Raw genomic sequence first — 22666 nt, 5'->3', positions numbered from 1 at the left:
GGCGCAGTGAAGGGAGCGCGGCCTTGTGGGCGGTCCCATGACACGCGAAGGCCCCGTTGCCTAGCCTGGGAAGCTGCGAGGCCTCCGGGAGAAGGGCAGGGCCCAATGTCCGATGATGCTCTCGAAACTGTCGGGACGCGCCTGGCCAGGGCACGCAAGAGACGTGGCCTGACACAGACCGGGCTGGCGCAATTGTCGGTCTACAGCCGCAGCCACATCGCCCAAGTGGAGACCGGCAAGAAGGTGGCGACACCGGCCTTCGTTTCCGCGGCCGCTGCCGCTCTGCGGGTCGACCCCTCCGAGCTCTACGGGCAGCCCTACCGTGCGTACGGACACGACTACGCCGTCCACTCCGTCATTCCCGACCTTCGCCGAACGTTGGTCTACGTGGACATCGGTCCCGAACTTGACGGCCCGCCGCGCGCTCTCGACGTGCTTGCCGCCGAGGTTGCGACCGCACACAGGCTGATTCACAAGGCGCAGTTGACCAAGCTTGCGGGACGTTTGCCCGCGGTGATCGAAGAACTCACCTATTGGGCACAAGAGACCGGAGACCCCTGGGCCTGGCTGCTGCTGAGTCGCGCGTTCGGTCACGCCGTCAGCCTCACGCGCCGACTTGGCTACACGGGGGATGCTCTGGCGCTGCTCGAACGCGGTGCCGATGCAGCCCGCCGGTCCGGCGACCCGAATCTGCCTCACCTGGTGATGCTGGCGCGAGCGCTCCTCATGATGAGCATGGACCAGTACCGGCCCGCTTTGACGCTGCTCGATCGGGCCGCGGCGGGTGTCCAGCCAGAACTGCCGGACGCGGGGGAGGTGGCGGGGGCGATCGAGTTGCGGTCCGCGATAGTCGCCGCACGCGCCGCTCGCGGCGGGAACGGCGCGGCCGCGTGGGAGTACTTCGGGCGGGCGGACGAGCGAACCAGGCGCGGCGGGTGCGGTGCGCCCGTCCACGGGCTGGAGTTCACGGCGGCCAACGTGGCGATCCACGGGGCGGCGGTCGCCGTCGAGCTTGGCGACATGGACGAGGCGGCCCGCCGGGACCAGCGCATCGGCGAGGAGACGCTCGCGGGCCTGCCGCCGGAACGCCGCGCGCACCATGAGATCGACATGTCTCGGGTCATGACCGAGATCGGCGACCTCGGCAGGGCCGAGAAGCGCCTCGCCTTCGCGGATCGGATCGCCCCGCAGATGATCACTTTCCACCCGACCGCGCGATCGGTCGTGTCCCATCTGGTCGACGCGCGGCGAACTCTGCCAGAGCCGTTGCGTCGCATTCACGCACGGATGGCCACATAATCCGCCAGGCTCGGTGCCGCAACCCGGCTCCGGTTCCAATGTGGAACATTGGGAGTCCAGTCCGACTCCAGAGTGTGATCCATGACTCACTCAGGATCACCGGCTCCCGAGGACTTCGAGGGGCGGCTTGCCGCGTTGCGCGCGGAGTTCCCCGGCTGGACGATCGAATGCGCCGACATCTCGCCCCTCTACCGCGCCGTCCGGTCGAGCGGGGAGGGGGAGCGTCTCGGCGCGGGCTCGTACTCCGGTCTGCGGCGGCTGTTGTACGAGGCTGACACGGCCGATTGCGAGCGCGCCTTACTGGCGCTGAGCAAGGAGTTTGAGGCGCGCGGCGCCTCGGCCATCCGGCACAGCGTCAGCATCGTCACAAGGACCCGGACCGGGACCGCCCGGACGGTCGGCGCGTCCCGCAGGCGCTTCATCTGGGATTCGGGCCTCGACCTCGGCCCTCTCGACGCCGTGGACGAGGTCGCTCTGAAGATCACGCGCCTCCTCGGCCTGGAGCTCCACCCGCAACTCGCCGCGCTCGCACGGCGCATGGGTGTGCGCGGCTACCGCGTGGACATCGGCGCCCCCGAGATCACCGTGACCGCCGACGGCGGGACGCCGCGCGCCGTGCGGATCACCTGTGAGGTGCGGCCCACCGACGAGGACCGCGACTGGTTCTGGACGCACTGGGGCGACCCGATCGCCGAGGCCACGGACATCACCGGCGCGGAGGTCGTGCTCGTCGGTCTCCTGACGGCCCGGCCATGAGCCGGACCCCGAGGCGCTCTGACGAATCACCACGTCAGAGCGCCTGGCCCGCCAGTGGCAGGGCACGGCCGCGCGTGGAACCGGTCAGGAGGGGGTCTGGTCCTCGTCGGCGAGGCGGACGATGTGCGGGATGCCGACCGGGTTGCTGATCCAGTGGGCGTCCATGCCGGCGGGGAACGCCTCCAGCTCGTCCTGGACGGCGACACCGTGCGCGGCCAGGTGCCTGGTCGCGGCGTCCACGTCATCGGTGAACAGCTCAAGCCACAGGTCGGCCCGCGCGTAGTTGTCGACGCGGTCGAACCACAGCGTCACCGGGCCGAGTTGCACCTTGGCGCACTGGTCCACGACGCCTCCGCTGTTCTCGTCGGTGACCTCCATGCCCAGGACGTCGCGGTAGAAGGCGACGGTGCGGTCGAACTGCGCCTTGGGCAGCTTCATGGCGATGTTGTGGCCGCCACGGAATGTCGGGCTCATGCTTCGTTCCCCCCGTTGTGGTCGAGATGGTCGCGTAGTGCGCTCAGGTGGCCGTCCCAGTCGCGCGCCAGCGCGGTGAGGAACGACTGGGCCACGGCCACCGGTCCGGTCTGCAGCCGGTAGCGGATCCGTCGCCGCTCCCCGGGCTCCCCCCGGACCAGTCCGGCATCGGACAGCAGGTCGAGGTGCTTGGCGATCGCCTGGCGCGAGATGGGGAGCCGGGCGGCCAGGTCGGTCGCGGTCGCGGGGCCGCGCGCGGCGAGCTCGGCGAGGATGCCGCGCCGGGTCGGGTCGGCCAGCGCGGTGAAGACCGCCTGGGCGACAGGTTCTTGGTCAGGATGCGGCATCGAGGTATCCGGCCAGTTCGGCCAGCTCCGTCCGCCACCCGTTGGCGTTGCCCTCGTAGGCGCCGGCCAGTTCGTCCGGCAGCTGGGCGAAGCCGCTCTCCACGACCGTCACCCGGGTGCCCGTGCCGGTCGGCTCCAGCGTGAACTCCACGTAGGTGCGCCGCGGATCGTCCGCCGGCAGCCCCTCGATCGCCCACGTGTAGGCGAACCGGCGGGGCGGCTCGACGACCTGGATCCAGAGGGTGAACTCGCCCTGGCCGTCCCACCGGACCCGGGCCTCGCCACCGGGGCGCAGGTCGTCGATCTCCGCGTGGGAGCCGAACCAGCCGCCGAGCCCTTCGGCGGTGGTCAACGCCGCCCACACCCGCGCGGGCGGGTGGGCGAGTTCGAGCGTCCGCTCGATGCGATCCGGGACGGGCACGGCACCCCCTATGGCAACTAATCGGTTGCCATAAAAGCTATCACAACCAACAGGTTGCGATACTTGTCTGTCGCCGGACCAAGGAGGCCGCCACCCCGGTGCTCGTCCAGAACAGGGCCGGAAAGGGGCAGAGGCGCGCTGACGAACACGTCAGCGCGCCTCTGCGACTCCGCGACCTAGATGTCGTAGTAGAGCTCGAACTCGTGGGGGTGGGGGCGCAGGCGGATGGGGTCGATCTCGAACTCGTTCTTCATCGTGATGTAGGTCTCGATGAGGTCCGGGGTGAAGACGCCGCCTTCCAGCAGGTAGTCGTGGTCGGCCTCCAGGGCGGCGAGGACCTCGGGGAGGCTGCCGGGGACCTGCGGGATGGCGCGGGCCTCCTCGGGCGGCAGCTCGTAGAGGTCCTTGTCGACCGGCTCCGCGGGCTCGATCTTGTTCTTGATGCCGTCCAGGCCGGCCATCAGCATGGCGGAGAAGGCCAGGTAGGGGTTGCAGGCCGGGTCCGGGACGCGGAACTCGATGCGCTTGGCCTTCGGGTTCGAGCCGGTGATCGGGACGCGGATGCAGGCCGAGCGGTTGCGCTGGGAGTAGACCAGGTTCACCGGGGCCTCGTAGCCGGGGACGAGGCGGTGGTAGCTGTTCACCGTGGGGTTGCTGAAGGCCAGCAGGGACGCGGCGTGCTTGAGCAGGCCCCCGATGTAGTAGCGGGCGTTGTCGGACAGGCCCGCGTAGCCGACCTCGTCGTAGAACAGCGGCGAGCCGTCCTTCCAGAGGGACTGGTGGCAGTGCATGCCCGACCCGTTGTCACCGAAGATCGGCTTCGGCATGAACGTGACGGTCTTGCCCGCGGCGCGCGCCACGTTCTTCACGATGTACTTGTAGAGCATCAGGTTGTCGGCCGTCTTCAGCAGCGTGTCGAAGCGGAAGTCGATCTCGGCCTGGCCGGCGGTGCCGACCTCGTGGTGCTGCATCTCGACGTGGATGCCCGACTCGAGGAGCTGGGCCACCATCTCCGAGCGCAGGTCGGTGAAGTGGTCCATCGGCGGGACGGGGAAGTAGCCGCCCTTGTAGGGGGGCTTGGCGCCGAGGTTGCCGCCGGGCTCCTCGCGGCCGGTGTTCCAGGCTCCCTCGACGGAGTCGAGGTAGTAGTAGCCGGCGTTCTGCTTGGTCTCGAAGCGGACGTCGTCGAAGATGTAGAACTCGGCCTCGGGGCCGAAGTAGCAGGTGTCGGCGATGCCGGTGCCGCGCAGGTAGTCCTGGGCCTTGCGCGCGATGTTGCGCGGGTCGCGGCTGTAGGGCTCGCCGGTCAGCGGGTCGTGCACGAAGAAGTTCAGGATCAGCGTCTTGTGCTGCCGGAAGGGGTCCAGGACGGCGGTGGCCGGGTCCGGCAGCAGGAGCATGTCGGACTCGTGGATCTCCTGGAAGCCGCGGACCGAGGACCCGTCGAACATCAGCCCGTCGGTGAAGACGTTCTCGCCGAAGCTCTCGACGGGGAACGTGAAGTGCTGCATCTTGCCAGGCAGGTCCACGAACCGGCAGTCGACGAATCTCACACCTTCGTTCCTGATGTAGCTCAGGACCTCTTCGGCGCTGCTGAACATCCAGCCTCCTCAGGGCGGTTCTCGGCTTCCCGACGTTATGTCCACGCCGTTTCCCGACCATGTCTCATGTGTTTCCAGTGTGTTACGGGTCACTTCGGGCCTCCCCCTGGGAGCCGCGTCCGAACCTCCGGAGGGACGGGATAGCGTAGGGGCCATGAGCGGTGGTAAGGCGGCCGGGCCGCGGTGGACGCAGACGTGGCTCGGCGGGGCGCGCTCGGCCGGGGCCGACCTCGGCGAGCCCGGGGAGCGGATCGGCCTGCCCGAGAGCGGCAGCGGCTCCGTCGCCCCCTACGGCCGCCGGCTCCTCGCCCTGTTCATCGACTGGGGCCTGTCGATGCTGGTGGCGAGCCTGCTCGCGCGCTCGTTCGGGTGGGAGCCCGCCGAGCGCAGCACGTGGACGCTGCTCATCTTCGGCCTCCAGGCGTGGGTGCTCACCGCGTTCCTCGGCACGACGATCGGCAAGCGGCTGTGCGGCATCAGGGTCGCCCGGCTGGACGGCCGCCCCGTCGGCCTCGGCTGGAGCCTCGCCCGGACGCTGCTGCTGCTCCTGGTCATTCCCGCCCTGATCTGGGACCGCGACCACCGCGGCATGCACGACCGGGCCGGCAACACGGTCGTCGTCTCCGCTTAGCTGGACGGGAAAGCCGGCCGGAAACGAGAAAGCGCCCCCGAGGGGGCGCTTTTTCTTGGGACGTCAGCGCAGTTTGGGCTTGGGGCCCTTCGGCATCTTCGCGCCCCTGGGCATCGGGCCCTTCGGCATCTGCATCGACCGGGGGAGCGCCTGGAGCCGGTCGTTCAGCTCGGCGACCTGCCCCTTGGTGAGGTTGCGGGGCAGCTTCATCAGGTGCCGCTGCAGCTTGTCGACCGGGATCTGGCCCTCGTCGTCGCCGACCTGCACGTCATAGATCGGCACCTGCTGGGCGGCGCGGGAGATGCGCTTCTTCTCGGCGCCGAGCAGCGGGCCGACGCGGCTGCGCGGGCCCTCCGAGACCAGCACCACGCCTGCGCGGCCCACGGCGCGGTGCACCATGTCGAGGTTGCGGTTGCCGCTGACCGCCTCGGTCACCGACCAGTTCCCGCGCATGTTCTTCAGGATCGCGGCGGCGGCGCCGGGCTGCCCGGCGATCACCTTGTACTGCGCGCGCTGCGCCAGCTGCCCGAAGACGATCATGCCGACGGCGAACGCGGCGAGGATGCCCAGCGGGATGAAGAACCACAGCTGGCCGATGAGCAGCCCGATGAGGATGACGACGACCAGCGTCCCGATCGCGGAGGCGAACACGATCGGCAGGGCCTTCGGGTCGGCCTGCCGGAGCACCTGAGCGACCATGCGGATCTGCTTGAGGCGCCCTGGACTCTCCTGGGCCCCGTCCGTGGGCTTTTTCGACATGAAACCAAGGATAGTCCGGCCGGGCCGCCGTCCCGACAGCCCGGTCGTCAGCCGCGCGCGGAGACGGCCTGCTTGTAGAGGCGCCCGGCGCGGTAGCTGGAGCGCACCAGCGGCCCGGACATCACGCCAGCGAAGCCGATCTCCTCGGCCTCGGCCGACAGCTCCACGAACTCCTCCGGCTTGACCCAGCGCTCCACCGGGTGGTGGCGGGGGCTCGGCCGCAGGTACTGGGTGATCGTGATGAGCTCGCAGCCGGCCTCGTGCAGGTCGCGCAGCGCCTGGGAGACCTCCTCGCGCGTCTCGCCCATGCCGAGGATCAGGTTCGACTTGGTGACCAGGCCGTCCTCGCGCGCCCGGGTGATGACCTCCAGGGACCGCTCGTAGCGGAACCCGGGCCGGATCCGCTTGAAGATCCGCGGGACGGTCTCCACGTTGTGCGCGAGCACCTCCGGCCGGGACGAGAACACCTCGGCGAGCTGCTCCGGGACGGCGTTGAAGTCGGGGATCAGCAGCTCGACGCCGCAGCCCGGGACCGCCGCGTGGATCCGCCGGACGGTCTCGGCGTACAGCCAGGCGCCGCCGTCCTCCAGGTCGTCGCGGGCGACGCCGGTGATGGTCGCGTACTTCAGCCCCATCGTGGCGACGGACTCGGCGACGCGGCGCGGCTCGTCGCGGTCCAGCGCGGCGGGCTTCCCGGTGTCGATCTGGCAGAAGTCGCAGCGCCGGGTGCACTGGTCGCCGCCGATGAGGAACGTGGCCTCGCGGTCCTCCCAGCATTCGAAGATGTTGGGACAGCCGGCCTCCTGGCACACCGTGTGCAGGCCCTCGGACTTCACCAGCCCGGTGAGCTCGCGGTACTGCGGGCCCATCTTCATCCGGGTCTTGATCCACTCGGGCTTGCGCTCGATCGGGGTCTGGCTGTTGCGCGCCTCGACGCGCAGGAGCTTGCGTCCCTCAGGTGTCACCGTCGTCACGGGTCCCAGGGTACGTCGCGATCAGCGGTACCGGCACACCGGCGGTCCGGCGGCGCGAGCAGCATCGAAGCCGTATCGGACCGATCTCGAACGTATGACGGTACTCCGCCGGTGCAGCCGATTCGCGTGTTTCGGCCATCTCCGGCAATGGATCTCTCTAGGGTGACTCCCTGTCGTCACGCAACAGCGTCAGCAGGAGGACCACCGTGGGTCTGGCAATGTCGTACCTCAGGGTGCCGCCCGTGCTGGAGGGAGAGCCCGACCCCGGCCGGATAGCGCGCCACGTCTTCGGCGACGCCAACTGGCGGCGGCGCGGCGCGGGCGCGCTGTTCGAGATCGGCCGGGCGTGGCAGGCGATGCACTACCTCGTCACCGGCGACCCGTGGGAGGGCCGCCAGCCCGAGGCCGATGTCGTGTGCGGCGGGCGGCTGCTGACCGAGGACGGCGCCGACGAGCTCGGCATGGACGTCATCTACCTCGCCCCCGAGCGGGTCAAGCCCGCCGCCGACCATCTGGCCGCGACGCCGTTCGCCGAGATCGCCGGACGCTACGACCCGCCCGCGATGGTCCGGGCAGGGGTCCAGGACGCCGGGCGGCTGGACGACGCCGCCCGCGAGAGGGTGTTCCAGCCCGCCTACGCGGGGCTGGCCGAGTTCTTCCGGCTCGCCGCGACCGACGGCCAGGCCGTCTACAAGGTGATGGCCTGACCGAGGACCCCGAGCTGCGCCGTGGTGCGGTGGAGCGTCTCCGCCGCGCCCAGCGCCGCCGCCAGGCGCCGCTCGACGAGCGGGACGATCTCGGCGACCGTCACCTCACGGCCCAGCTCGCGGGTGAGGTTGGTCGACCCGACGTCGCGGATCCCGCAGGCGACGATCTTGTCGAACCAGCCCATGTCGTTGTCGCAGTTGAGCATGAAGCCGTGCATCGTGACGCCGCGCGCCACCCGGATCCCGATCGAGCCGATCTTGCGGTCCGGGGTCCCGCGGACCCACAGCCCGCTGCGCCCCTCCACCGTCTGCGTCTCCAGCCCGAGGTCGGCGCAGACGTCCATCATCATCCGCTCCAGCAGCCGCACGTAGCCGACGACGTCCACCGGGTCGGGCAGCCGGACGATCGGGTACCCGGTCAGCTGCCCCGGGCCGTGCCAGGTGATCTTCCCGCCGCGGTCGACATCCACGACCGGGGCGCCGGGGTCGCCGAACGGGCGGTCGAGCGCCTCCGTCCGCTTGCCCGCCGTGTAGACCGGCTGGTGCTCCAGCAGGAGGACGGTGTCGGGGATCGCGTCGTCCACCCGTAGCGCGTGGGTGCGCTTCTGCAGCTCCCACCCGTCCTCGTAGGGGACGGCAGCCGTGCCGAACCCCGCGTGCACCACCACCAGCTCGCGTACGTCCACATCGCTCACACGGGCCAGCTTATGCCGTGATCGCCCGGACCGCTCCTCAGAACGCGGCGAGCAGCCGGGGCTCCAGCCGGTACTCCTTGGCCGTCCCCGGTCCGTCCGGCTCGATCCGGTAGGCGCCCGCCTCCCGCCGGTAGGAGACCGCCTGCACGAACTCGGTTCCGACGTAGTGCAGGCCCACCGCCTCGTCGGCCGCGTACCCGCCCGGCAGGGTCCCCTCGCCGACGAGCTGCTGGAGCAGCGGGCGCCGCTGCGGGTCGCTGTCGTAGTGGACGCCGCACGAGTACGGCAGGAGACCGAGGCCGTCGGTCAGCGGCCGCAGCTGCGGCCCGAACGAGTCGGTGTTGCCGCCGGAGTGCCAGCACAGCGCGCCCGCGCTCTGCCCGGACAGCACGACGCCCTCCTGCCACGCCTCGCGCATGATCTCGTCGAGGCCGTGCAGCCGCCACAGCGCCAGCAGGTTCGCGACGCTGCCGCCGGACACGTACAGCAGGTCCTGGCCGAGCAGGTGCGCCCGGACGTCGGCGACGTTCGGCATCGGGAACAGCGCGAGATGGCTGACCTCGGCGTCCATCGAGGAGAACGCGGCGTAGGAGCGCGCGATGTACTCGGCGCCGTCGCCGACCGCCGTCGTCAGGAAGCACACCCGGGGGCGGTCCTGGCCCGTCAGATCGAACGCGTAGCGCAGCAGCGGGCTCGGGGCGAGCCCCTCCCGGCCGTCCGGCACGAAGGTGCCTCCGCCGATCGCGAGGATGTGCGGCTGTCCGTCGGTGCTCATGCATCCCCCTCGTAGGCCATCTGTCTCATTGTCACCGTATGACTACCGAACGGGAGCGGGTGGGACTTTGACGATTCTTGGGACTCAGAGGACGGCGGCGATGGCCGAGTCGACGTCCTCGTGCGCGAACCGGAACCCCGCGTCCAGCAGCCGGCGGGGCAGGACCCGCTGGCTGACCAGCGGCCCCTCGTCGGCGAAGCCGCCGAGCGCGGCGCGCAGCGCGAACTTCGGGACCGACAGCCGCGCCGGGCGGTGCAGGGCGCGGCCGACCGCCTTGGTGTAGGCGTCGTTGGTCACCGGGTTCGGGGCGGTCAGGTTGACCGGCCCGGCGATCTCGGTGTCGACGAGGAACCGCAGGGCCGCGACCTCGTCGGGGAGGGAGATCCAGCTCGTCCACTGCCGGCCGTCGCCGAGGTCGCCGCCGACGCCGAACCTGAACAGCGGAAGGGTGCGCCCGAGGACGCCGCCCTCGCGGGCCAGCACGACGCCCGTCCGCGGGTGCACGACCCGGACCCCGGCCTCGCGCGCGGGCGCGGCCGCGGCCTCCCAGTCGCGGACGACGTCGGCGAGGAAGCCCTCCCCGGCGGGGGAGTCCTCGTCGACCTCGCGGTCGCCGGTGTCGCCGTAGTAGCCGATCGCCGACCCGCAGACCAGCACGCGGGGCCGGGGCGAGGCCGCCGCGATCGCCTCGGCGAGCGTGCGGGTGCCGACCAGGCGGCTGTCGCGGATCTTCTGCTTGTACGCCTTCGTCCACGGCCGGTCGCCGACCCCGGCGCCCGCCAGGTGCACGACGGCGTCGGCGCCCTCCAGCGACTGCTTGTCGACGCAGCCGTCGGCCGGCGACCAGCGCGCCTCGTCGGGCCGGGACGGCTCCCTGCGCACCAGCCGGACGACGTCGTGGCCGTCCCGCCGGAGCGACTCCACCAGCGCCGAGCCGATGAGGCCCGACGAGCCCGTGACGGTGATCCTCATATCCCCAGCGTAGAGGGACGGAGCCGCCGGACGCCGGTTCTCCCCGGCGGGTCCCGCGTTTCCCCGGACGCGCGGGACCCCGCCGCCCGTGCGGGCGCGGCGGGGTCCGGCGGACGTGCGGGAGGGGTCAGAGGCCGAGTTCGGCCTCGAAGTTGCCCTCCTCCAGGCGGTGCTTGACCGTGGCGAGGAAGCGGGCCGCGTCCGCGCCGTCGATCAGGCGGTGGTCGTAGGTCAGCGCCAGGTAGACCATCGACCGGACCGCGATGACCTCGCCCAGCTCCGGGTCGTCGATGACGGCCGGGCGCTTGACGACGGCGCCGGTGCCGAGCATGCCGACCTGCGGCTGGTTGAGGATCGGCGTGTCGAACAGGGCGCCGCGGCTGCCGGTGTTGGTCAGCGTGAACGTGCCGCCGGCCAGCTCGTCCGGGCTCACCTTGTTGGTGCGGGTGCGCTCGGCGATGTCGGCGATCCGCTGCGCGAGGCCGCCGAGGTTGAGCTGGCCCGCGTTGTGCACGACCGGGACCATCAGGCCGCGCTCGGGCACGTCCACCGCGATGGAGAGGTTCTCGACCTCGTGGTAGGTGACCTCGTTGGTCTCGCCGTTGATGACCGCGTTCAGCTTCGGGTGGGCCTTGAGGGCCTCGACCGTCGCCATCGCGAAGAACGGCATGAACGACAGCTTGACGCCCTCGCGGGCCTGGAAGTCGGCCTTGGCCTGCTCCCGCAGCCGCGCGATCTTGGTGATGTCCACCTCGACCACGGTGGTGAGCTGCGCGGACACCTGCAGCGACTCGACCATGCGGCGGGCGATCGTCTGCCGCATGCGCGACATCTTCTCGGTCCGGCCGCGCAGCGCCATCTGCTCGGCGGGGGCGCCGGCGGGCGCCGGGGCGGCGTGCCGTCCGGCGGGGGCCTGGGCCTGGGCCGGGGCGGGCGCGGGCGGGGCGGCGGGCGCGGCCTGCTGCTGGGCGGCCTGCTGCTGGGCGGCGCGGGCCGCCTCCAGGACGTCCTGCTTGCGGATGCGGCCGCCGACGCCGGTGCCCTTGACCGTGCCGAGGTCGACGCTGTGCTCGGCGGCCAGCTTGCGGACCAGCGGCGTGACGTACGGGCCCTCGCCCGGCTCCGAAGGCTGCTGGGCGGGCTTGGCCGCCGGGGCCGGCGCGGGCGGCTGCTGCTGGGCCTGCGGCTGCGGCGCCGGGGACGGCGGGGCGGCCGGCTGCTGCTGCGCGGGCGGCGGCCACGCGGCGGGCGGCGGTGCCTGCTGCGCCTGGGGCTGCGCCTGCTGCGGGGCCTCCTGCTGGGGCTCCGCCTTCGGCTGCGGCTCGGGCTCCTGCTCCTCGGCGGCCGGGGCGCCGCCGCCGGACGGAGCCTCGCCCTCATCGCCGATGACGGCCAGCTCGGCGCCGACCTCGACGGTCTCGTCCTCGGCGACGGTGATGCTGGTGAGGATGCCCGAGGCTGGGGAGGGGATCTCGGTGTCGACCTTGTCGGTCGACACCTCCAGGAGCGGCTCGTCGGTCTCGACGCGCTCGCCCTCCTTCTTGAGCCAGCGGGTGACGGTGCCCTCGGTGACGCTCTCGCCGAGCTGGGGCATGGTGACGGAGACCGGCATGTCTCAGCGCACTCCTTCGGAATACTTGTGCGGCTTCTCAGCCGTGCACGTGCAGTGGTTTGCCGGCGAGGGCGAGGTGCGCCTCGCCGACCGCCTCGGACTGGGTCGGGTGGGGGTGGATCAGCTGGGCGACCTCGCCGGGCAGGGCCTCCCAGTTGTAGATGAGCTGCCCCTCCGCGATGAGCTCGCCGACGCGTGCGCCGACCATGTGGAGGCCGAGGACGGGGCCGTCCACGGCCGCGATCACCTTGACCTCGCCCTGCGTCCCCAGGATCTTGCTCTTGGGGTTGCCGGCCAGGTCGTAGGTGACCTCCTTGATCTCGTACCCGCGCTCACGGGCCACGGCGGACGTGATGCCGACCGAGGCCACCTCGGGGTCGGAGTAGGTGATGCGAGGGACGCCGTCGTAGTCGATCGGCGGCGGGGTCAGCCCGCTCAGCCGCTCGGCGACGAGGATGCCCTCGGCGAAGCCGACGTGGGCCAGCTGGGGGGTGGGGACGAGGTCGCCGACCGCGGAGATCGTGGGGACGCTCGTCCGGCAGTACTCGTCGACCTTGACGAACCCGCGCTCGGTCTCGACGCCGGCCTCGGCCAGGCCGATGCCGTCGGAGACCGGTCCGCGGCCCACCGCCACGAGCAGCAGCTCCGCGTCAATGGTCTTGCCGTCCTCCAGGGTGACCGAGACGCCGCCCTGCGTCGTCTTGGCGCTCTGGAACCGGGTGCCGAGCTCGAACTTGATGCCGCGCTTGCGGAAGGCGCGCTCCAGCCGCTTGGAGCTGGTCTCCTCCTCCAGCGGGAGCAGGTGCGGCAGCGCCTCGACGATCGTGACCTCGGCGCCGAACGAGCGCCACACGCTGGCGAACTCCACGCCGATGACGCCGCCGCCGAGGATGACGACCGAGCCGGGGACGTGCTCCAGCCGCAGCGCGTGGTCGCTGGAGATGACCCGCTCGCCGTCGATGTCCAGGCCGGGCAGCGACTTCGGCGCCGACCCGGTGCCGAGCACGATGTGCCCGCCCTCGATGCGGCGGGTGCCCTCGGCGGTCTCGACCTCGACCGCGGTGGGGCCGGTCAGCCGCCCGGTGCCGTGCACGACCTCGATGCCCCGGGACTTGATCAGCCCGGTGAGGCCCTTGACGGTCGTCGAGACGACCTTGTCCTTGTAGGCGTTCACCCCGGCGACGTCGATGCCCTCGAAGGTGGCCTTCACGCCGAACTTCGCCGCCTCGCGGGACTGGTCCGCCACCTCGGCCGCGTGCAGCAGCGCCTTGGTGGGGATGCAGCCGCGGTTGAGGCACGTTCCGCCGAGCGACTCGTCCCGCTCGATGAGCGCGACCGACATGCCGAGCTCGGCGGCGCGCAGCGCGCACGCATAGCCGCCGCTGCCGGCACCCAGGACGACGATGTCGAAGGGGCCGTTGTTGGCCACTGGACGCTCCCTTTCCCCGGTTGTGGCGCCGCGTGGATCGCGGCGCCCTGGGCGGGGCGGGGCGCACCGGCAGACCGGGCCCCCACCGCCACAAGAAAACCTATTCTGTTCTCCGCCCGCTCACAGCGGGCGGGGCCCGGTGTCCTCCTAGAGGACGCCCGCGGCGACGTCCTCGGCGATCTGGACCAGGGTGCGCGCGGCGGCGCCGGTGCCGCCCTTCGGCGTGTACCCGTACGGCTCGCCCTTGTGGAAGGCGGGGCCCGCGATGTCGAGGTGCGCCCACTTGACGCCGTCCGGCACGAACTCCTTGAGGAACGTCCCGGCGACCAGCATGCCGCCCCAGCGCTCGCCGCTGATGTTGGCGATGTCGGCGACCGCCGAGTCGAGGCCCTTGCGCAGCTCCGGGGGCAGCGGCATGCCCCAGGAGGGCTCGCCCGCGCGCCCGGCGGCCGCGACCACCTTCTCGCGCACGTCGTCGTCGTTGGCCATGACGCCGGTGGTCCGGGTGCCGAGCGCGACGAGCTGCGCGCCGGTCAGGGTGGCGACGTCCACGATGAGGTCGGGGGAGTCCTCGCCCGCGCGGACGAGGGCGTCGGCCATGACGAGCCGGCCCTCGGCGTCGGTGTTGAGGACCTCCACGGTCTTGCCGCCGTAGATGCGCAGCACGTCGGACGGGCGCTGCGCGGTGCCGCTCGGCATGTTCTCGGCGAGGGCGAGGTAGCCGACGACGTTGACCGCGGGGCGCAGCTCGGCGATGGCGGCGAGCGCGCCGAGCACCGCGGCCGCGCCGCCCATGTCGGACTTCATCCAGTCCATCGCGTCGGTCGGCTTGAGGGACAGGCCGCCGGAGTCGAACGTGATGCCCTTGCCGACGAGGGCGAGCGTCCTGCCGGCCTCCGGGTGGGTGTAGGCGAGCCGGACGAGCCGCGGCGGGTTCACCGACCCCTGCCCGACGCCCGCGATGCCGCCGTACCCGCCCTCGACGAGGGCCTTCTCGTCCAGCACCTCGATGGCGAGGCCGGTCTCGGCGGCGACCCGCTCGGCCTCGCCGGCGAAGTCCTCGGGGGACAGGTGGGAGGGCGGGGTGTTCACCAGGTCGCGGACGAGCGTGACCGACGCGGCGAGGGTGCGGGCGCGCCCGAGGGCGGCCTCCTCGGACGCGGGCGCGATCAGGCGGATCTCCTCGACGGGGCTCTTGTGGCCGTCGCCGGTGCGGAAGGCGTCGAAGGAGTAGGCGCCGAGCAGCGAGCCCAGCGCGACGGCCTCGACGCCCTCGGCGCCGGAGGCGGGGAGCGCGACCGCGACCCGGGCGGTGCCCGCGAGGGAGCGGACGGCGGCCCCGGCGGCGCGGCGCAGGTCTTCGGCGGAGGGGTCCTCGCCGAGCCCGGCGGCCACGATGACCCTGGCTGGGACGGCGCCGAGCGAGGGCAGCCGGGTCACCTCGCCGGCCTTGCCGGTGGCGCCGAGCGCGCCCAGCGCGTCCGCGAGCCTGCCGTCCATGGCGCGGTCGATCGCCTCCGCGCCGTCGGCCGGTGCGGCACCCGCCCCGGCGGGGGCGACGCCGATCACGATCGCGTCGACGTCGAGGCCGGCCAGGTCTGCGCTGTCAAGGCTGATGCTCGTCACGTAGCCCGATGTTAGTCCTCCTGGTGACCGCTTTCGCCCTTTTGGATCAAGCATTGCCCTCCCGGCGGCCGCCGCGCCCTCAGGGCAGCGCCGCGAGGGCGACCAGCGCGGCCGTCGCGGCGACCTCGACGAGGGAGCCGAACACGTCGCCGGTCACGCCGCCGAGGCGGCGGACGGCGCGGCGGAGCACCGCCAGGGCCGCGCCGGTCCCGGCGGCCACCGCCGCCGCGCCGTGCAGGGCGCCGCCGGTGCCACCGGCGGCCAGGCCCGCGGCCGCCGCGGCGGCCAGCACGGCGGCCGTGGCGGCGACCGCCGCGCGCGCCGGCACGGTGCCCGCGACCAGCGCGCCGAGGCCGCCGGGCCGCGCGGACGGCACGCCCGTGCGGCAGGCCCAGGCGAGCGCCAGCCGGCCGGTGACCGCCGCGGTGATCGCGGCGAGGGCGGGATGCGGCGCCGACGCCAGGGCGGCGACCTGGACCAGCAGCGTCAGCAGCAGCGTGACGACGCCGAACGGGCCGATGTCGGACCGCTTCATGATCTCCAGGGCCCCGGCGGCGGGGCGCCCGCTCCCGAGGCCGTCGGCGAGGTCGGCGAGACCGTCCAGATGCAGGGCGCGGGTGACAGCGGCCGAGGCGGCCACCGCGAGCGCCGCCGTGAGCAGGCCGGACAGGCCGAGAGGGCCGCCCGCCAGCAGGACCAGCGCGGCGGCCCCGCCCGGGATCAGGCCGACGGCGGGGGCGAGCAGCATCGCCGAGCGCGCGGTGCCCCGGTCGACCCGGCCGGTGCCCAGCGGGACGACGGTGAGCAGCGTGACCGCCAGCCGCAGGCCGTCGGGCATCGGGACGTTCCTGACGGTCACCGGAGTTCCATGACGCGGCCCGCGACCACCAGCGCCGCCTCCTCCGACTCGGCCGCGAGCCGCTGGTTGACCTGGCCGAGGACGTCGCGGAACGCGCGCCCGGACACGGTGGTCGGCACCAGCGACAGCCCGACCTCGTCGCTCACCGCGACCACCCGCGCCGCCGTGCCCCGCCAGGCGGCGACGAGGCCGTCCACGAGCGGCAGCACCCGCGACGGCTCCTCCCAGGCGTCCGTCTCGGACATCGCGGCCGCGAGCCAGGTGCCGACGCCGTCCACCAGCACCGGGCCGCTGGCCGAAGCGAGTGCGCCGGCGAGCTCGGTCGTCTCGGTGGTGCGCCACCATGCCGGACGGCGCAGCCGGTGCGCGGCGACGCGTTCCGCCCATTCGGGGTCGTCGTCCCGGAGGGGGCCCGTCGCGATGTAGAGGACGTCCGAGCACGCGGCCAGGCGCAGCTCTGCCTCGGCCGACTTGCCCGACCTGCTCCCGCCGAGGAGCAGCGTCCGGAACGGGCCCTGCTCGGAGCGCTTCCAGAAGTCCGTGCGCCGCTCCAGCTCGGACGGCGAGGGCAAGCGGTGGTCGACGTGAACGGCCACGACCTGCGTCAGCGGCGTCACGGCACCGGTGTGGCGCAGGTATCCCAGATGGTCCGGGGACCCGGCCATGTCCAGGAGCACGGCCCCGTACTCGACACCCGCGGACGGCTCGGGCCTGGCCCCCGGGCCCGCCGCCACCAGCGCGCGCCCTCCGCCGGGCGCGAGGACCTCGTACCCGCCGGGGACCTCCGTGCGCGGCAGGTCCTCCAGCGCGACGCCGTCGATCGCGGCGGCGAACGGCTCGTGCCGCACTCCCGCCGCGCGCAGCCGGCCGCACGACGCGCACCGGCACCCCGGAGCGGGCCAGCCCTGTGCGGCGGCGACGCCGCGAAGCTCGATGTCCATCCCGCCGCGAACTCTACGGTTACCCTCGGCTGGAAGGATCACGACGCCCCCTCTGGAGGAGTTCCGGTGGGCAACCCCCCGAACGCGCCCTGGCCACCGCAACCGGGCCGGGGCGGGCAGCAGCCGCCCTACGGCCCGCCCCCCGTCCCGCCGGGCGGGCCCGCACCGGGTCCGCCTCCGGGTCCCGGATGGCGGCCGCCGCACGGCATGCCCCCAGCGCCCCCGCCCGGGCGCCGCGGCGGCGGCCTGGTGATCGCGCTGGTCGGGGGCGGGCTCGTCCTGGTACTGGTGGTGGCGGCGGTCGTCGTCCTCCTCGTCCGGGGAGGCGACGACGAGGGAGACGGCGGCGCGCAGCAGCTGACGGTCGGCAAGATCGCCGGTGGTGCGGAGGCCACGCCCCTCGCGGACGGGAGCCTCACCATGGCCCGGCCGGGCGTCACCGCCCCGGTCGTCGACATCTACGAGGACTTCGCCTGCCCGCCCTGCGGCGCCTTCGACCGCAGGCACGACCCGATGCTCAAGCAGCTGGCCGTCGAGGGCCGCGCCAAGGTCGTCTTCCACCCGATGCTGATCTTCGGTGAGGCCACGCAGCCGGCCCACGACAACTCGCTGCGGGCCGCGGCGGCTCTGCGCTGCGTCACCGACGGCGCCCACTGGCTGTCCTACCAGGACGCCCTCTACGCGCATCAGCCCCCGAACGAGAGCGCCACCGGCTACCTGACCCGGGACCTGCTCTCCTACGCGGAGCCGCTGGGGCTCACGAGCGACGATTTCACGTCGTGCGTGAAGAGCCAGCGTCACGCCGCCAGCGTGAAGACCGTCAGCCAGGGCTACGTTTCGTCCGGGATCCAGGGGACGCCGAGCGTGCGGGTCAACGGGCGGACGCTCGCCCAGTCCGACACCGAGAGCCCCGACGCGCTGCGCCGCGCGATAGAGGCCGCCGCCTGACCGGCTAGTCTCACCGCGACGAGGGAGGTCGAGGGCTATGGCGTGGAGCTGGCGGCTGGAGAAGGCCGACGGGCGGACGATCGGCATGTCGGAGGAGACCTTCTCCACCCAGGCGGACGCGGAGAGCTGGCTGGGGGAGAACTGGCGGGGGCTGCGCACCGAGGACGTCGACAAGGTGACCCTGCTGGACGGCGACACCGTCGTGTACGCGATGAGCCTGCACGACCCGGAGTGACCGGCCGGCAAGAGCGGGGGCCGCGCAGCGCCGAGCTCCGCGGCCCCCGGGCGCTCGCCGGGCTCAGGGGCGCCTGCGCGGGCTGACGGTCTTGGCCGGGTCGCGGATGACGGTCCCGCCGAGGATCTCGTCGATCCGCTCCATCACGCCGGCGTCCAGCTTCACCCCGGCCGCCTTCACGTTGTCGGCGACCTGCTCGGGGCGGGACGCGCCCACGATCGCCGCCGAGACGTTCGGGTTCTGCAGCGTCCAGGCGATCGCGAGCTGCGCCATCGACAGGCCGAGGTCGTCGGCGACCGGCCGCAGGTTCTGCACGCGGGTCAGCAGGTCGTCGTCCAGGTAGCGCTTGATCATGTCGGCGCCGCCCTTGTCGTCGGTGGCGCGCGACCCCTCGGGCAGGGGCTGCCCCGGCTTGTACTTGCCGGTCAGGACCCCCTGCGCGATCGGCGACCAGACGATCTGGCCGACGCCCTCGCGCTCGCAGAGCGGGACGACCTCCTCCTCGATGACCCGCCACAGCATCGAGTACTGCGGCTGGCTGGAGACGATCCGGTCGAAGCCCATCTCGTCGGCGATCTTCAGGGCGCGCTCGATCTCCTCGGCCCGCCACTCCGACACCCCGACGTACAGGACCTTGCCCTGCCGGACGAGGTCGTCGAAGGCCCGCAGGGTCTCCTCCAGCGGGGTCTCGTAGTCGAACCGGTGGGCCTGGTAGAGGTCCACGTAGTCGGTCCCGAGGCGGCGCAGGGAGCCGTGGATCGACTCGAAGACGTGCTTGCGGGACAGGCCCCGGTCGTTCACCCCGGGACCCGTCGGCCAGTAGACCTTGGTGAAGATCTCCAGCCCCTCGCGGCGCTGCCCCTTCAGGGCCCGGCCGAGGACCGTCTCGGCGCGCGTGCCGGCGTAGACGTCGGCGGTGTCGAACGTGGTCACGCCCTCGTCGAGGGCGGCCCGCACGCAGGCGCGCGCCGCGTCCTCCTCGACCTGCGAACCGTGGGTGAGCCAGTTGCCGTACGCGATCTCGCTGATCTTCAGACCGCTCCGGCCCAGGTTTCGGAACTCCATGGCCCCGACCCTAGCCCCGCGTCGATCGTGCGACGCGCGGCGGACGCTTCCGCCGGACACCGCGACCGACACGAGGGCACGGCCCTCAGGTTCCGGCCCTTCGGGGCACGGTCCTTGTCAGACCTTGTCCTTCTCGCCGAGGCGCACCTGCGGGTTCGGGATCCGCAGCCGGCGGATCTGCATCGCGCGCATCGCGGCGTACATGCCGACGCCCTTGGCGTCCTCGCCGGGGAAGCGCTCGGCGGCCAGCCGCTTGATGCCGCGGCTCAGCAGGAAGCCCTCCGCGAACACCACGACGAGCAGCACCGGCGGCGCGAACAGGACCAGCAGCCGGGCCGCCGGGATCGGCAGCAGGCTGAGCAGCACGATCGCGAACATCGCGTACATCAGGTAGGAGCCGACCGTGCGGCGCGAGTCGACGTAGTCGCGGGCCATCCGGCGCACCGGGCCCCGATCCCGCTTGAGCAAGTGCTTCTCGTCGCCCTTGGCCATGCCCTGGCGGGCCCTGGCCCGCTCGGTGGCCTGCCGCTCCCGCACCTTCTTGTAGGCCTCCTTGCGGGTCGCCGGAGCCGTGATCGGCTGCCGGCGGCGCTTCTCGGCCTCGCTCCGCTTGGGCGTGGGACGGCCCTTGCCGCCGGGCTTTACTACCTGAGGAGGATCCGGCGGGGCCTCCGGGGTACGACGCTTGAACACAGGGATCAGCCTACCGGCTGCGAACATCGTGGCTGCCTCGCGCGTTAACGCGTAGGGTGATAAGAACCCCAGCAGTGGTCATTGAGCCCAGTTCACGACTGAGGCGACAGCACGAAGGGACCGGCGCCGCGCGATGAGCGTGATGAAGCGAATGTCGATGATCTTCAAGTCCAAGGCGAACAAGGCCCTGGACCGGATGGAAGACCCTCGGGAGACCCTCGATTACTCCTACCAGCGCCAGCTGGAGATGCTGCAGAAGGTCCGTCGCGGGGTCGCCGACGTCGCCACCTCGCGCAAGCGTCTCGAGCTGCAGATCAACCAGCTCGAACAGCAGCAGAGCAAGCTGACCGACCAGGGCAAGAAGGCGCTGCAGGTGGGCCGCGAGGATCTGGCCCGCGAGGCGCTGACCCGGCGGTCCGGCCTGGAGAGCCAGCTGGGCGACCTCCGCGGGCAGTACCAGCAGCTGCAGGGCGAGGAGGAGAAGCTCACGCTCGCCTCCCAGCGGCTGCAGGCCAAGGTCGACTCCTTCCGCACCCGCAAGGAGACGATCAAGGCGACCTACACGGCCGCCGAGGCGCAGACCAAGATCAACGAGGCGTTCTCCGGCATCTCCGAGGAGATGGGCGACGTCGGCCTGGCGATCCAGCGCGCCGAGGAGAAGACCGACACGATGAAGGCCCGTGCCGGCGCGATCGACGAGCTGCTGGCCTCCGGCGCCCTGGAGGACTTCTCCGGTCCCAAGGACGACATCCAGGCCGAGCTCGACCGGATGGGCTCCGGCCCCGGCGTCGACATGGAGCTGGAGCGCCTCAAGGCCGAACTCGGCCAGGGCCCCGCGCCCAAGGAGCTGAACCAGGGCTCGCCGACCGCCGCGCCGCACCAGCAGCAGGACACCCCCCAGCAGGCCCCGTGGCCGCAGAACCCCGGGGGTGCCCAGTGATCGTCCGCCTGATGGGCGAGGGCCAGCTGGACGTGGCCGAGGAGGACCTGTCCTCGCTCAACGCGCTCGACGCCGAGCTGGAGGCGGCGATCGAGTCGGGCGACGAGACGGCGTTCCGTGCCGCGCTGCACGCCCTGCTGGACAACGTCCGCAAGGTGGGCAAGGCGCTGCCGGCCGACAGCCTGGAGCCGTCCGAGCTGATCCTGCCCCCGGCTGACGCGCACATCGACGAGGTGCGCTCCATGCTGGGGGACGAGGGCCTCATCCCGGACTGACGGCGCGTCCTCGGGCCGTCCCCGGGCGACGCGCGGGGGCCCGGGGCACGTTATGGACATCCGGGCACAAAACCCGTGGCCTGTGCGTTCGTACAAGTGAAGAGGAGCAAGGACTGGGGGTGGCCGGATGGCCAGGACGCGTTACGCCTCCGACCGGGGGCTGACATCGCGGATGCTCGTGACGATGTTCCTGCTGGGGCTGGTGTACGTCGTCTTCGTGGGGGCTTTTTTCGTCTTTGTGCCGAAGTGGGCCGGCGTCGCGCTGGTCTTCGCGGTGCTGTTCCTCATCGCCCAGTACTTCTTCTCCGACCGGATGACGCTGTTCGCCATGCACGGCCGGGTCGTCTCCCCGCAGGAGGCGCCCGAACTGCACGGCGTCATCGACCGCATCTGCGCGATGTCGGACGCGCCGAAGCCGCGGGTCGCGATCGCCGACACCGACGTGCCGAACGCCTTCGCCACCGGCCGCAACCAGAAGAAGGCCGTCGTCTGCGTGACCACGGGCCTGCTGCGCCGGCTCGACCCGGTCGAACTGGAGGGCGTGCTCGCGCACGAGATGGCGCACGTCGCGCACAAGGACGTCGCGGTCATGACGATCGCCTCGTTCCTCGGCATCCTCGCGGGCCTGATCACCCGGTTCGGGCTCCAGTGGGGCCTGTGGGGCGGGTTCGGGCGCCGCAGCAACGACCAGAACACCGGGCTGATCCTGCTGGCGGTGGTCGCGGCGAGCGCGCTCGCCTACGCGGTCAGCTTCCTGCTCACCCGGGCCCTGTCGCGCTACCGCGAGCTGTCGGCCGACCGCGCCGCCGCGCTGCTGACCGGCCGCCCCTCCGCCCTGGCCAGCGCGCTGACGAAGGTCAGCGGCGAGATCGCGCGGATCCCGACCGAGGACCTGCGGTCCTCGCAGGCGTTCAACGCGTTCTTCTTCACCCCGGCGCTCGGCAGGGGGGTCAGCGTCTCCGCGCTGTTCTCCACCCACCCGTCGCTGGACCGGCGGCTCGCGCAGCTGTCGAAGATCTCCGACCAGCTCAGCAGGGGAGTGTGATCCGTGGGGTTCCTGGACACCCTGCTCGGCCGGTCCAAGCCGGCCAAACCCGACCTCGACCAGATCTTCGGGCTGTCGACGGCGGCCGTCACCCTGGAGGCGGCGACGGGCTTCACCCCGACCGGGCTCGGCTCGGTGTGCTTCCGCGCGGCCGAGGGCGGCGCGTTCGCGCGGCTCCAGAGCGACGTCCAGGAGCTCCTGGACGCCGACGAGGGGCCCAAGGTCCAGATCAGCACCGACGGCTACGGCTACACGTGGCTGCTCGCCGAGCAGCGGCCGGACCAGCTGCCCGACCTCGTCACCGACCTGCACGCGGTGAACGCGACGCTGGAGGCGGGCGGGTTCGGCCCGCACCTGCTGTGCTCCCTGGCCGGCTTCAGAGGGCCCGACGGCCGTCCCCTCGCGCTCGTCTACCTCTACAAGCGCGGAACGTTCTACCCGTTCGCCCCGCTCCCCGGAGACAAGCGCGACAACGCGCTCGAACTCCAGGTGCGGGGGGCGATCGGCGCGGACCTGCGGTTCGAGCAGGACCTCGGCCGGTGGTTCCCCGTCTGGGGCGCCCCCGGCCTCTGATCCCCTCCTGCGGC

General features: G+C 72.3%; 26 protein-coding genes. 10 read left to right on the top strand and 16 right to left on the bottom strand.

The features are described from left to right. Positions 1-105 precede the first annotated feature (105 nt). Together BJY14_RS07650 and BJY14_RS07645 are read left to right on the top strand one after the other, a co-directional pair. On the top strand, positions 106-1299 hold the full coding sequence (locus BJY14_RS07650) for a helix-turn-helix domain-containing protein (RefSeq protein WP_179842967.1): 1194 nt from the start codon (positions 106-108) through the stop codon (positions 1297-1299). A gap of 81 nt (positions 1300-1380) precedes the next feature. Next, on the top strand, positions 1381-2055 hold the full coding sequence (locus tag BJY14_RS07645; RefSeq protein ID WP_179842966.1) for a hypothetical protein: 675 nt from the start codon (positions 1381-1383) through the stop codon (positions 2053-2055). 84 nt (positions 2056-2139) lie between these two features. Here the strand turns inward: BJY14_RS07645 and BJY14_RS07640 are convergent, their stop codons facing one another. The 4 genes from BJY14_RS07640 to glnA form a co-directional block, all read right to left on the bottom strand. Beyond that, positions 2140-2529: a VOC family protein gene (locus tag BJY14_RS07640; RefSeq protein WP_179842965.1), complete on the bottom strand. Its 390-nt coding sequence runs from the start codon at positions 2527-2529 to the stop codon at positions 2140-2142. Then, positions 2526-2876 (bottom strand): ArsR/SmtB family transcription factor, encoded by a 351-nt coding sequence (locus BJY14_RS07635; RefSeq protein ID WP_179842964.1) that lies wholly within the window; start codon positions 2874-2876, stop codon positions 2526-2528. Before BJY14_RS07635 ends, BJY14_RS07640 begins: the two co-directional genes overlap by 4 nt. Beyond that, entirely contained in the window at positions 2863-3297 is a 435-nt protein-coding gene (locus BJY14_RS07630) for an SRPBCC domain-containing protein (protein ID WP_179842963.1), read from the bottom strand. Before BJY14_RS07630 ends, BJY14_RS07635 begins: the two co-directional genes overlap by 14 nt. A 176-nt stretch (positions 3298-3473) precedes the next feature. Continuing rightward, positions 3474-4898 (bottom strand): type I glutamate--ammonia ligase, encoded by a 1425-nt coding sequence (gene glnA / locus BJY14_RS07625; protein WP_179842962.1) that lies wholly within the window; start codon positions 4896-4898, stop codon positions 3474-3476. Positions 4899-5052: 154 nt separating this feature from the next. Here glnA and BJY14_RS07620 point away from each other — a divergent pair, with 154 nt between their 5' ends. After that, positions 5053-5529 carry an RDD family protein gene (locus tag BJY14_RS07620; protein ID WP_179842961.1) on the top strand — a complete coding sequence of 159 codons (477 nt, stop codon included), beginning with the start codon at positions 5053-5055 and terminating at the stop codon, positions 5527-5529. 63 nt (positions 5530-5592) lie between these two features. Here the strand turns inward: BJY14_RS07620 and BJY14_RS07615 are convergent, their stop codons facing one another. Then, the gene (locus BJY14_RS07615) at positions 5593-6288 is read right to left on the bottom strand and encodes a DUF4191 domain-containing protein (protein ID WP_179842960.1); all 696 of its coding nucleotides are present in this window, start codon (positions 6286-6288) and stop codon (positions 5593-5595) included. 47 nt (positions 6289-6335) lie between these two features. Continuing rightward, positions 6336-7262: a lipoyl synthase gene (gene lipA / locus BJY14_RS07610; protein WP_173392939.1), complete on the bottom strand. Its 927-nt coding sequence runs from the start codon at positions 7260-7262 to the stop codon at positions 6336-6338. 206 nt (positions 7263-7468) lie between these two features. On the opposite strand from lipA, the gene BJY14_RS07605 reads away from it, so the two are divergent. Further along, a complete protein-coding gene (locus tag BJY14_RS07605; protein WP_179842959.1) occupies positions 7469-7969 on the top strand; it encodes a YfbM family protein in 501 nt (166 codons plus the stop codon). Here the strand turns inward: BJY14_RS07605 and lipB are convergent. The 8 genes from lipB to BJY14_RS07565 form a co-directional block, all read right to left on the bottom strand. Then, positions 7951-8664 (bottom strand): lipoyl(octanoyl) transferase LipB, encoded by a 714-nt coding sequence (lipB, locus tag BJY14_RS07600; protein ID WP_312879054.1) that lies wholly within the window; start codon positions 8662-8664, stop codon positions 7951-7953. The genes BJY14_RS07605 and lipB overlap by 19 nt on opposite strands. A gap of 37 nt (positions 8665-8701) precedes the next feature. Beyond that, complete coding sequence (locus BJY14_RS07595) at positions 8702-9439, bottom strand: Type 1 glutamine amidotransferase-like domain-containing protein (protein WP_179842958.1); 738 nt, start codon at positions 9437-9439, stop codon at positions 8702-8704. 84 nt (positions 9440-9523) lie between these two features. Next, complete coding sequence (locus tag BJY14_RS07590) at positions 9524-10411, bottom strand: TIGR01777 family oxidoreductase (protein WP_179842957.1); 888 nt, start codon at positions 10409-10411, stop codon at positions 9524-9526. 127 nt (positions 10412-10538) lie between these two features. Further along, positions 10539-12023: a 2-oxoglutarate dehydrogenase, E2 component, dihydrolipoamide succinyltransferase gene (sucB, locus tag BJY14_RS07585; RefSeq protein WP_179842956.1), complete on the bottom strand. Its 1485-nt coding sequence runs from the start codon at positions 12021-12023 to the stop codon at positions 10539-10541. A gap of 37 nt (positions 12024-12060) precedes the next feature. Further along, entirely contained in the window at positions 12061-13452 is a 1392-nt protein-coding gene (lpdA, locus tag BJY14_RS07580) for a dihydrolipoyl dehydrogenase (RefSeq protein WP_179842955.1), read from the bottom strand. A 147-nt stretch (positions 13453-13599) separates the two neighbouring features. After that, complete coding sequence (locus BJY14_RS07575) at positions 13600-15132, bottom strand: leucyl aminopeptidase (protein WP_179842954.1); 1533 nt, start codon at positions 15130-15132, stop codon at positions 13600-13602. A 25-nt stretch (positions 15133-15157) separates the two neighbouring features. Next, complete coding sequence (locus BJY14_RS07570) at positions 15158-15937, bottom strand: adenosylcobinamide-GDP ribazoletransferase (RefSeq protein ID WP_312879052.1); 780 nt, start codon at positions 15935-15937, stop codon at positions 15158-15160. Further along, positions 15934-16878, bottom strand: a complete 945-nt coding sequence (locus tag BJY14_RS07565; RefSeq protein WP_179842953.1) for a bifunctional adenosylcobinamide kinase/adenosylcobinamide-phosphate guanylyltransferase — start codon at positions 16876-16878, stop codon at positions 15934-15936. Before BJY14_RS07565 ends, BJY14_RS07570 begins: the two co-directional genes overlap by 4 nt. A 66-nt stretch (positions 16879-16944) precedes the next feature. On the opposite strand from BJY14_RS07565, the gene BJY14_RS47160 reads away from it, so the two are divergent. Then, positions 16945-17826: a DsbA family protein gene (locus BJY14_RS47160; RefSeq protein ID WP_179842952.1), complete on the top strand. Its 882-nt coding sequence runs from the start codon at positions 16945-16947 to the stop codon at positions 17824-17826. Between the two features lie 37 nt (positions 17827-17863). Beyond that, entirely contained in the window at positions 17864-18061 is a 198-nt protein-coding gene (locus BJY14_RS07555; protein WP_179842951.1) for a hypothetical protein, read from the top strand. 63 nt (positions 18062-18124) lie between these two features. Here BJY14_RS07555 and BJY14_RS07550 read toward each other — a convergent pair whose 3' ends face one another. Together BJY14_RS07550 and BJY14_RS07545 are read right to left on the bottom strand one after the other, a co-directional pair. Beyond that, positions 18125-19126, bottom strand: a complete 1002-nt coding sequence (locus BJY14_RS07550) for an aldo/keto reductase family protein (protein ID WP_179842950.1) — start codon at positions 19124-19126, stop codon at positions 18125-18127. A gap of 117 nt (positions 19127-19243) precedes the next feature. Then, entirely contained in the window at positions 19244-19819 is a 576-nt protein-coding gene (locus tag BJY14_RS07545) for a DUF3043 domain-containing protein (protein WP_258938843.1), read from the bottom strand. Between the two features lie 133 nt (positions 19820-19952). Between BJY14_RS07545 and BJY14_RS07540 the strand changes: the two genes are divergently transcribed. The 4 genes from BJY14_RS07540 (at position 19953) to pspAB (ending at position 22652) form a co-directional block, all read left to right on the top strand. After that, positions 19953-20759 (top strand): PspA/IM30 family protein, encoded by an 807-nt coding sequence (locus BJY14_RS07540; RefSeq protein ID WP_179842948.1) that lies wholly within the window; start codon positions 19953-19955, stop codon positions 20757-20759. Further along, positions 20756-21034 carry a PspA-associated protein PspAA gene (gene pspAA, locus BJY14_RS07535; RefSeq protein ID WP_179842947.1) on the top strand — a complete coding sequence of 93 codons (279 nt, stop codon included), beginning with the start codon at positions 20756-20758 and terminating at the stop codon, positions 21032-21034. Before BJY14_RS07540 ends, pspAA begins: the two co-directional genes overlap by 4 nt. 127 nt (positions 21035-21161) lie before the next feature. Beyond that, positions 21162-22079 (top strand): zinc metalloprotease HtpX, encoded by a 918-nt coding sequence (gene htpX / locus BJY14_RS07530; protein ID WP_179842946.1) that lies wholly within the window; start codon positions 21162-21164, stop codon positions 22077-22079. A 3-nt stretch (positions 22080-22082) separates the two neighbouring features. Next, positions 22083-22652 carry a PspA-associated protein PspAB gene (gene pspAB / locus BJY14_RS07525; protein WP_179842945.1) on the top strand — a complete coding sequence of 190 codons (570 nt, stop codon included), beginning with the start codon at positions 22083-22085 and terminating at the stop codon, positions 22650-22652. The last annotated feature ends 14 nt before the right edge of the window (positions 22653-22666 follow it).

Origin of the sequence: Actinomadura luteofluorescens (genome assembly GCF_013409365.1) — a bacterium.
GTDB classification, from domain to species: domain Bacteria; phylum Actinomycetota; class Actinomycetes; order Streptosporangiales; family Streptosporangiaceae; genus Spirillospora; species Spirillospora luteofluorescens.
The sequence above is the reverse complement of the archived record's forward strand: the minus strand, read 5'-3'. Positions and strand labels throughout refer to the sequence as shown.

What these genes read in the sequence shown, in the direction of transcription:
- BJY14_RS07650 (WP_179842967.1), top strand. Translation starts at nt 106, where the DNA reads ATGTCCGATGATGCTCTCGAAACTGTCGGGACGCGCCTGGCCAGGGCA.
- BJY14_RS07645 (WP_179842966.1), top strand. Translation starts at nt 1,381, where the DNA reads ATGACTCACTCAGGATCACCGGCTCCCGAGGACTTCGAGGGGCGGCTT.
- BJY14_RS07640 (WP_179842965.1), bottom strand. Translation starts at nt 2,529, where the DNA reads ATGAGCCCGACATTCCGTGGCGGCCACAACATCGCCATGAAGCTGCCC.
- BJY14_RS07635 (WP_179842964.1), bottom strand. Translation starts at nt 2,876, where the DNA reads ATGCCGCATCCTGACCAAGAACCTGTCGCCCAGGCGGTCTTCACCGCG.
- glnA (WP_179842962.1), bottom strand. Translation starts at nt 4,898, where the DNA reads ATGTTCAGCAGCGCCGAAGAGGTCCTGAGCTACATCAGGAACGAAGGT.
- BJY14_RS07620 (WP_179842961.1), top strand. Translation starts at nt 5,053, where the DNA reads ATGAGCGGTGGTAAGGCGGCCGGGCCGCGGTGGACGCAGACGTGGCTC.
- BJY14_RS07615 (WP_179842960.1), bottom strand. Translation starts at nt 6,288, where the DNA reads ATGTCGAAAAAGCCCACGGACGGGGCCCAGGAGAGTCCAGGGCGCCTC.
- BJY14_RS07595 (WP_179842958.1), bottom strand. Translation starts at nt 9,439, where the DNA reads ATGAGCACCGACGGACAGCCGCACATCCTCGCGATCGGCGGAGGCACC.
- BJY14_RS07590 (WP_179842957.1), bottom strand. Translation starts at nt 10,411, where the DNA reads ATGAGGATCACCGTCACGGGCTCGTCGGGCCTCATCGGCTCGGCGCTG.
- sucB (WP_179842956.1), bottom strand. Translation starts at nt 12,023, where the DNA reads ATGCCGGTCTCCGTCACCATGCCCCAGCTCGGCGAGAGCGTCACCGAG.
- BJY14_RS07575 (WP_179842954.1), bottom strand. Translation starts at nt 15,132, where the DNA reads ATGCTTGATCCAAAAGGGCGAAAGCGGTCACCAGGAGGACTAACATCG.
- BJY14_RS07565 (WP_179842953.1), bottom strand. Translation starts at nt 16,878, where the DNA reads ATGGACATCGAGCTTCGCGGCGTCGCCGCCGCACAGGGCTGGCCCGCT.
- BJY14_RS07555 (WP_179842951.1), top strand. Translation starts at nt 17,864, where the DNA reads ATGGCGTGGAGCTGGCGGCTGGAGAAGGCCGACGGGCGGACGATCGGC.
- BJY14_RS07550 (WP_179842950.1), bottom strand. Translation starts at nt 19,126, where the DNA reads ATGGAGTTCCGAAACCTGGGCCGGAGCGGTCTGAAGATCAGCGAGATC.
- BJY14_RS07540 (WP_179842948.1), top strand. Translation starts at nt 19,953, where the DNA reads ATGAGCGTGATGAAGCGAATGTCGATGATCTTCAAGTCCAAGGCGAAC.
- htpX (WP_179842946.1), top strand. Translation starts at nt 21,162, where the DNA reads ATGGCCAGGACGCGTTACGCCTCCGACCGGGGGCTGACATCGCGGATG.